Consider the following 12,014-nt stretch of genomic DNA (forward strand, 5'->3'; position numbering starts at 1 on the left):
CGCTTGTGGGAGGGGAGAAGAAGAGGGGAACGTCCGTGATCAGATATCCAGCGCCCAGCCATCGCGACCCTTGGGATCGAACGGGCTGTTGGGCACGAACCGATCCCTCCCGGCCCGCAACCGCAACACGCTCCAATCCCCGCGCCGGTCGACCGTCTCCAGCGTACAACCGCACGCCTCATAAGCCGCGACCACATCGGCCCGCTGGGTCTCCAGCAGGCCCGCCAGCACCAACGTCGCCTTCGGCCCGGCGATGGCCGCCAGTTCCGGCGCCATCGAGATCAGCGGTCCGGCCAGGATATTGGCAATGACCAGATCATAAGGCGACGCCGCCATGATCGGATCGGCCAGCGCCCCGTCGGCGACGATCAGCTCGACCCCGTCCACGCCGTTGATCGCCGCATTCTCGGCCGTCACATCGATGGCGATGGGGTCGATATCGGTCGCCACCACTTTGGCATTCGGCCAGAGATGACGGACGGCGAAGGCGAGCAGCCCGGTGCCGGTGCCGACATCGATCGCGTTCGTCACCGCCTCACTCGCCATCCCGTCCAGCATCGCCAGGCAGCCGCTGGTCGTCTCGTGATGCCCGGTGCCGAAGGCGCGCCCCGCCGGGATGTGGAAGCCGCGCTTCCCCTCGGGCACCGCTTCGTCGCCGGTGTGGACGAAGAAGCGACCGACCGACAGCGGCTCCAGCCCCGCCTGGCTGATCGTCACCCAGTCCTGCGCGGGTACATGCTCGACCGTGGCGGGATGATCGCCCGCACTCGGCACCAGCGCGCGGATCGCATCGATGGTGGCCGCATCGGGCTCCGCCTCGAAATAGGCGTCGAGCCGCCAATGCTCGCGATCGTCCTCGATCTCCTCGGTGGTCATGATGACCGCCTCGATCGCCAGATCATCGGCCGCGTCGATCGCCTCCGCCTCGTCGCGGGTGCAGGGCAGGGTCAGCTTCCAACTGTCAGCGGACATAGCTGGCTCCATTCACGTCGAGGACCGCGCCGGTCATCGAAGGCGGCGCGTCGGTGCACAGGAAACGGACAGTCGCCGCGACCTCTTCCGGGCTGGCGACACGGCCCAGCGGAATGTCGGCGAGCAACTTGTCCCCGCCCCGGCTGGCCAGATAGTCGTCGGCCATGCCGGTCATGGTGAAGCCGGGGCAGACGGCGAAGGCGAGAATGCCTTCTGCGGCATAGCCCCGTGCGATCGTCTTGGTCATCGCGACCATGCCGCCCTTGGACGCGGCATAATGCCAATGGGCGGGCGAATCGCCGCGGTAGGCGGCGCGGCTGGCGATGTTGACGATCCGGCCGCCCACGCCCCGCTCCCGCCAGTGCAATACCGCCAGGCGGCAGAGTTCGGCGGAGGCGGTCAAGTTGACCTGCATTGTGCGCGCCCAGTTTTCCAACCAGTCGTCGGCGTCGAGCGGATTGGGCTCGAAGATACCCGCATTGTTGACGAGGATATCGATCGCGCCGCCCGCTTCGGCGAGAGCGGCGGCCCAGAGGCGCGCGGCTTCCTGCGGCTGCGACAGGTCGGCGGCGATGCTGCTCTTCGTGCCGTGGCCCAGCACCCGGACGCCCGGCCGTTCGCTCAGAGCCTTTGCCGTCGCCGCACCGATGCCACGGCTGCTTCCCGTTACCAAGATCGTCGTCATGGCCCCAGCCCGTGCCGGGCGCGGGCGGGCGCGTCAACCGGCTCGGTCAATCCGCCCCGGAATGGGGAGGATCAAGCCAGTCTCAGGCGGCGACGCGGGCGACGAACTGGGTGGCGCTGGTCTTCAACTCGCCCAGTTGCGTGTCGAGATCATCGAAACCGCGCCCGACGCGGTCGATCTCCTGCGCGACATGTTCGGTGTCCTGGCGGATCGCGGCGATGGTGTGCGACATCGAATCGGCGGCCAGCGCGGTTTCGTCCACCGCGGCGGTGATCGCGGTGACCGTCTGCGCCTGCGCCTCCATCGCATGACGGATCCGCTCGGCGGAGGCCTGGACCTCGTTGACCGTCGCCTTGATCGAGGCATTGGTCTCGACCGTCGAGCGGGTCGCCGCCTGGATCGCGGCGATCTTGGTGGCGATGTCGTCGGTGGCGCGCGCGGTCTGGCTGGCGAGGCTCTTCACCTCCTGCGCGACGACCGCGAAACCGCGTCCCGCATCCCCGGCGCGCGCCGCCTCGATGGTGGCGTTGAGCGCGAGGAGGTTGGTCTGCCCGGCGATGTCGCGGATCAGGCCCAGGATCGATTCGATCGACTTGGCATGGTCGGACAGCATTTCCGACATGCCGACCGCCTGCCCCGCCTGGTCGGCGGCGCGGTTGGCGACATCGGCGGCCTGGTCGACCTCGGTCCGCGCATCCTCGATCGCGCGGATGAGGCCGGCGGCGGTCTGCGCCGCCTCGCGCATCGCGACGGCGGATTGTTCGGCGGCGGCGGCGACCTCGCTCGACTTGCCCAGCATCCCGCGCGTCGACAGCGAGGCGTCCTGCGCCTGCCGCCGCAAATCCTGTCCCCCGACCGAGGCGGTTTCCACGACGGCGGCGATACCGTTGCGGAAATCACCCGCCAGCCGCTCGCGCTGACGCTCGGCGCACCAGTCCGCGAAGCCCGCGAACAGTTCGACGGTCAGTTCGGTCTCCATGCCATAGAGGCGCAGCAGCGTATCGATCGCCACGACGCGGCGCGGATCGTCGGCGGGCATTTCCTCCATCACGATCTTCAACACCGCCCGGTCACTCGAACAGGACATGGCGAGCACCTCCATCGGCGGCACCCCGGCGGCATAGGCGGAGGCGACCGCGCGGCCCAGCGACTCGACCCATTCCCGACCGGCGAGATCGCAGAAGCGGTTGCGCAGATAGGCGCGCCCCGCCGTCTTTTGCCGTTCGCGGTCCAGCGGCGACCATTCCGGACGCCCCGGATTGGCGAGGCGCCAGTGGTTCCAATAGGCGTCGGTCACCTCATCGGCCCGAGGCTCGATCACCGGCCAGAGTTCGGCGGCAAGACGGACGAGCGAGCGATCCCCGCCATCAAAGGCACGGACCCGTGCGTCGAGGTCGATATTCGCCGTGATGACCGTGGGCGATGGCAGGTCGAAGTCCAAGACGTGGTTCCCCCATTCGAAATGCTTCGAATCTTTCCCGACCATGTTGGGCGAAAAGGGTTAAGGGGGTATTATAGGGGCGTTTTTCCGGTGCGGGCGGTGTGCGCCCCTGCCCTACCTCCTACGAACTATCCTCGATGGGAAGCGGGGCGGTGCCGCGCGAAACTCGCTCGCCGCGCATCTCCAAACGGACTCTCACGGCTTGCATCCTGTCGGCGTCTTCACCATAGGCGTATCCGCAAACCAGCCTGACTTTAGACTGTTCGAGGATCTGCCCTTGGCCGCCCGCAACACCGCACGCCCGCTTTCGCCGCATCTCCAGATCTGGAAATGGGGCCCCAATATGCTGGTCTCCATCCTGCACCGCGCCACCGGCACGGGGCTCGCGACGGTGGGTACGCTGCTTCTCGTCTGGTTCCTGGCCGCTGTCGCCGCCGGACCCGAAAGCTATGCGACCTTCCGCGACGTCTTCACCGTCCAGTCGGGTGGGCTGAATATCATCGGCTATGTCGTCGGCATCGGCCTGACCGCCTGTCTGTTCCAGCATATGGCCAACGGCATCCGCCACCTGTTCATGGATGTCGGCGCGGGCTTCGAGCTGAAGTCCAACAAGCGTCAGGCGCAAGCCACCATCGCCTTCGCCGTCGTGATGACGGTGGCCTTCTGGCTCTATCTGGGGATCAAGTGATGCGTTCCGGAACCGCGATCGGCCGCGTGCGCGGCCTGGGCTCGGCCAAGTCAGGCACCCATCATTGGCTCAACCAGCGGCTGACGGCGGGGTCGAACTTCCTGCTGGTCGTCTGGCTGCTGATCTCGATCCTGCGCCAGCCCTCCTTCGACTATGCCGCCATGCGGCTGTGGCTGTCCAACCCCTGGGCCGCCATTCCCATGGTCATGCTGGTCGCCTCGATCTTCTACCACATGCGCCTCGGCCTTCAGGTCGTGATCGAGGATTATGAGCAGGACCAGAACCGGGTCGCGCTGCTCGTCGTCATGAACCTGTTCGTCTTCACGACCGCCGCCGTCGCCATCTTCTCGATCCTCAAGATCGCCTTCGGAGCCGCTGCCTGATGTCCGCTGCCGCCTACAAGATCATCGACCACACCTATGACGCCGTCGTCGTGGGTGCGGGCGGCTCGGGCCTGCGCGCCACCATGGGCATCGCCGAGGCCGGTCTGAAGACCGCCTGCATCACCAAGGTGTTCCCGACCCGCAGCCACACCGTCGCGGCGCAGGGCGGCATCGCCGCGTCGCTCGGCAATATGGGCCCGGACCACTGGACCTGGCACATGTACGACACCGTCAAGGGGTCGGACTGGCTGGGCGACCAGGACGCGATCGAATATCTGTGCCGCGAGGCGCCCGCCGCCGTGTACGAGCTGGAGCACGCCGGCGTGCCGTTCAGCCGCACCGAAGAGGGTAAGATCTATCAGCGCCCGTTCGGCGGCATGATGCAGAATATGGGCGAAGGCCCGCCCGCGCAGCGCACCTGCGCCGCCGCCGACCGTACCGGCCATGCGATGCTGCACGCGCTGTACCAGCAGTCGCTGAAATATGACGCGGACTTCTTCATCGAATATTTCGCGCTCGACCTGATCATGGACGAGCAGGGCCAGTGCCGGGGCGTGATCGCGCTGTGCATGGAAGACGGCTCGATCCACCGTTTCCGCGCGCACAATGTCGTGCTGGCGACCGGCGGCTATGGCCGCTGCTATTTCTCGGCCACCTCGGCGCACACCTGCACCGGTGACGGCGGCGGCATGGTGCTGCGTGCGGGCCTGCCGCTCCAGGACATGGAGTTCGTGCAGTTCCACCCGACCGGCATCTACGGCGCGGGCGTCCTCATCACCGAGGGTGCGCGCGGTGAAGGCGGCTACCTCACCAATTCCGAGGGCGAGCGCTTCATGGAGCGTTACGCGCCGTCGGCCAAGGATCTCGCCAGCCGCGACGTCGTGTCGCGTTCGATGGCGATGGAAATCCGCGAAGGGCGCGGCGTCGGCAAGGAGGGGGATCATATCTACCTCCATCTCGACCATATCGACCCGAAGGTGCTGGCCGAGCGCCTGCCCGGCATCACCGAGACCGGCAAGATCTTCGCCGGTGTCGACCTGACCCGCCAGCCGCTGCCCGTCACGCCGACCGTCCACTATAATATGGGCGGCATCCCGACCAACTATCACGGCGAAGTCGTCCGCCTGAAGGACGGCAACCCGGATTCGGTCGTCCCCGGCCTGTTCGCGGTCGGCGAAGCGGCCTGCGTGTCGGTGCACGGCGCCAACCGCCTGGGCTCCAACTCACTGATCGACCTCGTCGTGTTCGGCCGTGCGACCGGCCTGCGCATCAAGGACACGCTGAAGCCCGGTACGGCCCACGCTCCCCTGCCCAAGGGTTCGGAAGGGCTGGCGCTGGGTCGCCTCGATCATTTCCGCAACGCCGCCGGTGGCTCGACCACCGCGCAGATCCGCAGCGAGATGCAGAAGACGATGCAGCGCCACTGCGCCGTGTTCCGCACCGACGAACTGCTGACCGAAGGGCGTCAGATGATCCGCGGCACCTATGACCGGATGCAGGACGTCGGGATCAAGGATCGCTCGCTGATCTGGAACACCGATCTGGTGGAGACGCTGGAGCTGGACAATCTGATCAGCCAGGCGGTCGTGACGATGGAATCGGCGCTGAACCGCAAGGAAAGCCGCGGCGCCCATGTGAACGAGGACTTCCCCGATCGCGACGACGCCAATTGGATGAAGCACACGGTGGCGACGTTCGACGGCTGGGGCGGCAAGGGCGGCGATGTCGCGATCGACTATCGCCCGGTCCACGACTACACGCTGACCGACGATATCGAGTATATCAAGCCGAAGAAGCGGGTTTACTAAGGGCCTGTATCCAAGGATCAGAAAAGAGGGGCTGGCGAGCGATCGCCGGCCCTTTTTCCTGTTTGCAGGTCGCTCATCGCAGCGTCCCCCTTTTTACTCCCCTCCCGCAGGCGAGTTTCAGGTCGGTCATGCCCCCAGCATGACCTAAACGATGCGGGGCATCGTTTACCTGAAACTGGGTTGGGGGAGGGAAAAGCCACAAGCGACACCGCCCGTGGAAAGGGCCCTCCCCCATCCCCCTCCCGCCTGCGGGAGGGGGCGTGCTTGGCCGTGACCGCCTGAATCAACGTCAACGCTGCCCCCTTTTTTCTCCCCTCCCGCAAGCGGGAGGGGCCGGGGGAGGGGAAAGCCACAAGCGACACCGCTCGCGGAAAGGGCCCTCCCCCCAATACCCTCCCGCCTGCGGGAGGGGGTGCGGCCAGCCGCACGTGATCCACTCCCCCCAAACTGTAATCATTTCGGCAGCGCAGCGGAACGCCAGCGGCGGGGATGGGTTCACTCGGCATGTCCGCATCCGCTATGCTTTCGCCCATGCCGGCCGATCTCGCCCCTCCCCCGCCCCGCCTGTCCCCCGCCGACAGCCTGTTCCTCGACTTCGACGGTACGCTCGTCGACCTCGCCGACAATCCCGAGGGGGTGCATGTCAGCACCGACCTCGCGAACCGGCTCGACGCGCTGGCCGCGCACATGCCCGGCCGGCTCGCCATCGTCAGCGGCCGTTCGATCGCGCAGCTCGATGCGCTGTTCGGCCCGCAGGCGCAGCATTTCACTCTGGCGGGCAGCCACGGCGCCGAACGCCGCTCGCCGGAGGATGGGCATATCCAGCCCGAAATACCCGACCACCTCGCCACCGCGACCGAGGAAATGCGGCGCGTCGCGGAAGCGAACGAGCTGTATTTCGAGACCAAGAGCTTCGGCGCGGGCCTCCATTACCGCCGCAAGCCCGAGGCCGAGCCGCTGGCCCTGCGCGAAGCAACCGCCATCGCCGAGCGGCACGGCCTGACCCTGCAACCCGGCAAGATGATGGTCGAGATCCGCCTGTCGGGCGACAAGGGCCAGGCGATCGAGACGCTGATGCAGGCCCCCGCCATGCGCGGCACTGTCCCCATCTTCTTCGGCGACGACGTAACCGACGAGGACGGCTTCGTCGCCGCCGCCGCCCTGGGCGGCGCGGGGGTGCTGGTCGGCCCGATGCGCGAAACCGCCGCCCGTTACCGCCTGCCCGATGTCGCCGCCGTCCATGAATGGCTCGCCCAAGCGCTGGAGAATGCAGAATAATGCAACAGGACATGAACCTCTGGCCGATCGGCAATTGCCAGGTGTCGGCGCTGATCGATGCGACCGGGCGTTTCGTCTGGGGCTGCGTGCCGCGCGTCGATGGCGACCCGGCCTTTTGCGCGCTGCTGGGCGATGGCGAGCCGGAGACGGGCTATTGGTCAATCGACCTGGAGGACCGCGTCTCCACCACCCAAGGCTATCTGCGCAACACGCCGATCCTCGTGACCACGCATATGGACGATCGCGGCAACGGCATCGAGATCACCGATTTCTGCCCGCGCTTCTCCCGCGATGGCCGCGTCTATCGCCCGACCAGCTATGTGCGGATCGTGCGGCCGATCGGCTCCCCGCGCATCCGCATCGCGCTTCGCGTCGCGACCGACTGGGGCAGCCCGACCGAGCGGACCCAAGGGTCCAACCATATCCGCTATCTGATGACCCAGCAGACGCTGCGCCTGACCACCGACGCGCCGGTCGGCCATATCGCCGCCGAGCAGTGGTTCCGCCTGGAACGCCCGATCCACATGTTCCTGGGCCCCGACGAGAGCTTCCAGGGGGTGTTGAGCGAGGCGTGCCGCGCCATGCTGGAGCGGACCACCCATGAATGGCATCACTGGGTTCGCGGGCTCGCCACGCCGGTCGAGTGGCAGGCGGTCGTCATCCGCGCCGCGATCACGTTGAAGCTGTGCCAGCATGAGGAAACCGGCGCGATCGTCGCCGCGCTGACCACCTCGCTGCCCGAACATGCCGATTCGGGGCGCAACTGGGACTATCGCTACTGCTGGATCAGGGACGCCTATTATACGGTGCAGGCGCTCAACCGGCTGGGCGCGCTCGACGTGCTGGAGGGCTATCTCGAATATCTTCGCAACATCGTCGATGCGGCGCGCGGCGGGCATATCCAGCCGCTCTACGGCGTCGGCGGCGAGGCGACTTTGGTCGAGCGGATCGAGACGAAGCTCCCCGGCTACCGCGCCATGGGCCCGGTCCGCGTCGGCAACCAGGCCTATGAGCAGATCCAGCACGACGCTTACGGCCAGATCGTGCTGTCGGACGTGCAGGCGTTCTTCGACACCCGGTTGTTCCGCATGTCGGGGGTCGAGGACTTCCACTCGCTCGAACGCGTCGGCGAACGCGCCTGGGCCAAATACGACCAGCCCGATGCGGGGCTGTGGGAGTTGCGCACCAAGAGCCATGTCCACACCTATTCCGCCGCCATGTGCTGGGCGGCGTGCGACCGGCTGGCCAATGCGGCACAGGCGCTGGGGCTGGAGGAGCGTCGCGCCTTCTGGCAGGAGCGCGCCGACCTGATGCGCGAGACGATCGAGCAGGCCGCGTGGCGCCCCGAGACGCAGCGCATGTCGGCGACCTTCGGCGGCGACGATTTGGACGCCAGCATCATCCAGTTGCTCGACCTGCGCTTTCTCTCGCCCGACGATCCCCGCTTCCGCTCGACGCTCGACTCGGTGGAGAAGGGCCTGCGCCGGGGCAGCCATATGCTGCGCTATGCGACCGAGGATGATTTCGGCCTGCCCCATACCGCTTTCAACGTTTGCACCTTCTGGCTGATCGAGGCGTTATATGTGACCGGGCGTCATGCCGACGCCCGCGCGCTGTTTGAGGAGATGGTGGCGCGCTGCACCCCCGCCGGGCTTCTGTCCGAGGATATCGACCCGAATACGGGCGAGCTGTGGGGGAATTATCCGCAAACCTATTCGCTGGTCGGCCTGATCAACTGCGCCGTCCTGCTGAGTAAACCATGGAGTGCCGTGCGATGAGTCGCCTGATCGTCATCTCGAACCGAGTCCAGCCACCCAGCACCGGGCCCGGCGGCAATCAGGGCGGGCTGGCGGTCGCACTCCTGGCCGCGCTGCGCGAACAGGGCGGGATCTGGTTCGGCTGGTCGGGGGAGACCACGGAAGAATTCACCGGACACATGAACTTCCAGCAGGGCGACGGCGTCACCACCGCGACCATCGACCTGGAAGAGCAGGATATCGACGAATATTATAACGGTTACGCCAACCGGACGCTGTGGCCGCTCTTCCACTATCGCATCGACCTGACCGAGTTCGAGCGCGATTTCGACTCCGGCTATGCCCGCGTCAACGAACGCTTTGCCGAGACGGTGCAGCCGTTGATCGAGCCGGACGATCTGGTGTGGGTGCATGACTATCACCTGATCCCGCTCGGCCGTTACCTGCGCCAGCGCGGGTTCAAGAACCGGATCGGCTTCTTCCTGCACATTCCGTGGCCGCCGGTGCGGCTGCTGATGTCGCTGCCCAGCCATCGCAAGCTGGTGGAGTCGCTCTTCGCCTATGACGTGGTGGGTTTCCATACCGAGGACTGGCTGGACAGCTTCCGCGATTACGTGACCAAGGAGTTGGGCGGGACGCTCGGCGAGAATGGCGAAGTGACGTGGAACGGCAAGACCATCCAGGCGATCCGCGCACCGATCGGCATCGAGACCAAGGAGTTCGAGGAAGCCGCCAGCGGCCACGACGCCCGCTTCGCGCGCGAACGCATGTACATGTCGGCGACCGGCCGCAGCCTGATCGTCGGCGTCGACCGGCTCGACTATTCCAAGGGACTGGCCGAACGTTTCCTGGGTTACGAACGCTTCCTGGCCCAGAACCCGGAACGGCGCGCGCTGGTCTATATGCTCCAGATCGCGCCGCCCAGCCGGGAGAAGGTGAACACCTATCAGGAGATTCGCGCCAATCTCGATTCGCTGTCGGGGCGGATCAACGGCGAATATGCCGATATCGACTGGGTGCCGATCCGCTACGTCAACAAGGGGTTTCCGCGGCCGGTGCTGGCGGGCATCTACCGCGCGGCGCGGATCGGGCTGGTCACGCCCTTGCGGGACGGGATGAACTTGGTCGCCAAGGAATATGTCGCGGCACAAGACCCGGAGGACCCCGGCGTGCTGATCCTGTCGCGGTTCGCGGGTGCGGCCGAGCAGTTGAAGGAGGCGGTGCTGATCAACCCCTACAGCGCTGAGGAAATGTCCGACGCGATCGTCCAGGCGCTGACCATGCCGCGCGACGAGCGTATCCGGCGGTGGACAAGCCTGATCGACAATGTCCGGCGCGAGGATGTCTTCTGGTGGTGCGAGCTGTTCCTGTCCGCGCTGCGCGGGGATGGGGCGAAGGACGAGGCCAAGGCGATCGAGGCGGCGGCGTCGTAACTTTTTCCTCCCCTGCAAGGGGAGGTGGCAGGGCGAAGCCCTGACGGAGGGGTGTCCCGCTATCGAGAGGGTGACACCCCCCCACCAGCCTGCGGCTGGTCCCCCTCCCCTTGCAGGGGAGGAATAGAGGTCGAATGCTCCAACCGCCGCCGGGGGAGCGCTTCCGGCATTTCCCGCCGGATATACTCCAGCAGCCCCTCGCGAATCTCGCATCGCAGGTCGAACGCGATCGCCGCATCACGCGCGGTCATCAGCCCGCGCACCTCGATCGAGTCCGGCTTCACATCGGTCACCTGCATGTTGAAGAAACGCCGGTCCCACCGCGTGCTCGCCTCGACCAGTTCGCCCATCTTCTCGCGCAGACGGGGAATGTCCGCCGCCGGGTCGAGATACCAGAAGACCGACCCCAGCAACTGGCTCGTCTCGCGCGTCCAGTTCTGGAAGCTGTTCTCCAGGAACTTGGCGACCGGCACGACCAGCCGCCGCTCGTCCCAGATGCGCACCACGACGAAGGTCAGGTGGATCTGCTCGATCCGCCCCCACTCGTTATCGATGATGACCACATCGTCGAGCCGGATCGGCTCGGTAAAGGCCATCTGGACGCCCGCGATCAGGTTTTTGAGCGCGGGCTGCGCGGCGGCACCGACGACCAGGCCCGCGATACCTGCCGAGGCCATCAGGGTCACGCCGATGGTGCGGATGCCCGGTACGCTGAGCAGCATCAGGCAGACGGTCAGGAACACGATCAGGAAGATGCCGATCCGTCCCAATATCTGCGCCCGCGTCCGCTTCCGCCGGGCGCGTAAGTTATCCTCGACGCTGATATCGGCGCGCAGATAGACGACACCTTGCAGCGCTCTCAGCCCCGATACCGCCAGCCAGCCAAGAAGTGCCGGCACACAGAAACCCAGCACCTGTCGCCAGATATCGCGCCCGTCGCTCGACATCGGGACCAGCCGCATCGCGAAGCTGACCGCGATCGCGATGGCCACCCAGCGCAAGGGCTGGCGGATATGCTCCAGGACCAGATCGTCGCTCTGGCTGGCGGTGCGCCGCGCGGCGTGGCCCGCGATCCGCATCGCCACGCTATGCACCATCACCGCGATCAGGATCGCCGTCGCGATGATGAGGACGTGTTGAAGCCACAGCCATTCGGCCGGAATGTCGAGCGATCGAAGCCAGCGCATGGGGTGGGAAAGGGTCAGCGAGGCGAAGGTTCCTTTCGGAGCTGGGATTCCCTTGGCCTTCGACTTCGCTCAGGCTGAACGGAGCTTTGGACAAGACCGCATACACGCAGCCCCGTTCCAGCCTGAACCGAGGCGGGTGCAGGGCTACGCACATCCCAACCTCCGTTCAGCCTGAGCGCAGTCGAAGGCCACGCCTCACCCTGTGCCCAAAGTACGAAAACGCCCCCGACCGAAGTCGGAGGCGTCGTCGTCAGGGCCGGATCAGGCCGCCGGTCGAACCGCACCCGTGGGGGCGGGAGCCGGTGCCCCGGCAGGCGGCGGGGGCGGCGGCACGGGCGCGCCCTGCGGAGCCGCGCCGTTCACCGGCGGAGGCGGGGGCACT

Annotated in this window: 10 protein-coding genes; 6 read left to right on the forward strand and 4 right to left on the reverse strand. The window is 66.6% G+C overall.

Translation table 11 applies throughout. The features are described 5' to 3' along the window. Positions 1 to 39: 39 nt before the first annotated feature. The 3 genes from OXQ33_RS16900 to OXQ33_RS16910 all read right to left on the reverse strand — a co-directional run bounded on the left by OXQ33_RS16900 (position 40) and on the right by OXQ33_RS16910 (position 3,143). Positions 40 to 972 carry a 50S ribosomal protein L11 methyltransferase gene (locus tag OXQ33_RS16900; protein ID WP_267435902.1) on the reverse strand — a complete coding sequence of 311 codons (933 nt, stop codon included), beginning with the start codon at positions 970 to 972 and terminating at the stop codon, positions 40 to 42. After that, positions 962 to 1,657: an SDR family oxidoreductase gene (locus OXQ33_RS16905; RefSeq protein ID WP_267435904.1), complete on the reverse strand. Its 696-nt coding sequence runs from the start codon at positions 1,655 to 1,657 to the stop codon at positions 962 to 964. The genes OXQ33_RS16900 and OXQ33_RS16905 overlap by 11 nt, the downstream gene beginning before the upstream one ends. 82 nt (positions 1,658 to 1,739) lie before the next feature. Beyond that, positions 1,740 to 3,143 carry a methyl-accepting chemotaxis protein gene (locus OXQ33_RS16910; RefSeq protein ID WP_267435905.1) on the reverse strand — a complete coding sequence of 468 codons (1,404 nt, stop codon included), beginning with the start codon at positions 3,141 to 3,143 and terminating at the stop codon, positions 1,740 to 1,742. A 232-nt stretch (positions 3,144 to 3,375) separates the two neighbouring features. On the opposite strand from OXQ33_RS16910, the gene sdhC reads away from it, so the two are divergent. From sdhC to OXQ33_RS16940, 6 genes are all read left to right on the forward strand, one after another. Then, positions 3,376 to 3,786: a succinate dehydrogenase, cytochrome b556 subunit gene (gene sdhC / locus OXQ33_RS16915; protein ID WP_267435907.1), complete on the forward strand. Its 411-nt coding sequence runs from the start codon at positions 3,376 to 3,378 to the stop codon at positions 3,784 to 3,786. Continuing rightward, positions 3,786 to 4,169: a succinate dehydrogenase, hydrophobic membrane anchor protein gene (sdhD, locus tag OXQ33_RS16920; RefSeq protein WP_267435919.1), complete on the forward strand. Its 384-nt coding sequence runs from the start codon at positions 3,786 to 3,788 to the stop codon at positions 4,167 to 4,169. Before sdhC ends, sdhD begins: the two co-directional genes overlap by 1 nt. Continuing rightward, positions 4,169 to 5,977 carry a succinate dehydrogenase flavoprotein subunit gene (sdhA, locus tag OXQ33_RS16925; protein ID WP_267435909.1) on the forward strand — a complete coding sequence of 603 codons (1,809 nt, stop codon included), beginning with the start codon at positions 4,169 to 4,171 and terminating at the stop codon, positions 5,975 to 5,977. The genes sdhD and sdhA overlap by 1 nt, the downstream gene beginning before the upstream one ends. Before the next feature lie 531 nt (positions 5,978 to 6,508). Then, entirely contained in the window at positions 6,509 to 7,255 is a 747-nt protein-coding gene (otsB, locus tag OXQ33_RS16930; protein WP_267435911.1) for a trehalose-phosphatase, read from the forward strand. Next, the gene (locus OXQ33_RS16935) at positions 7,255 to 9,033 is read left to right on the forward strand and encodes a glycoside hydrolase family 15 protein (protein ID WP_267435913.1); all 1,779 of its coding nucleotides are present in this window, start codon (positions 7,255 to 7,257) and stop codon (positions 9,031 to 9,033) included. The genes otsB and OXQ33_RS16935 overlap by 1 nt, the downstream gene beginning before the upstream one ends. Beyond that, a complete protein-coding gene (locus OXQ33_RS16940; protein WP_267435915.1) occupies positions 9,030 to 10,445 on the forward strand; it encodes a trehalose-6-phosphate synthase in 1,416 nt (471 codons plus the stop codon). The genes OXQ33_RS16935 and OXQ33_RS16940 overlap by 4 nt, the downstream gene beginning before the upstream one ends. Positions 10,446 to 10,504: 59 nt before the next feature. Here OXQ33_RS16940 and OXQ33_RS16945 read toward each other — a convergent pair whose 3' ends face one another. Beyond that, positions 10,505 to 11,632, reverse strand: coding sequence for a mechanosensitive ion channel domain-containing protein (locus OXQ33_RS16945; protein ID WP_267435917.1), 1,128 nt, complete (start codon positions 11,630 to 11,632; stop codon positions 10,505 to 10,507). Positions 11,633 to 12,014 lie beyond the last annotated feature (382 nt).

Source organism: Sphingomonas sp. GM_Shp_1 (assembly GCF_026540895.1).
GTDB lineage: Bacteria > Pseudomonadota > Alphaproteobacteria > Sphingomonadales > Sphingomonadaceae > Sphingomonas.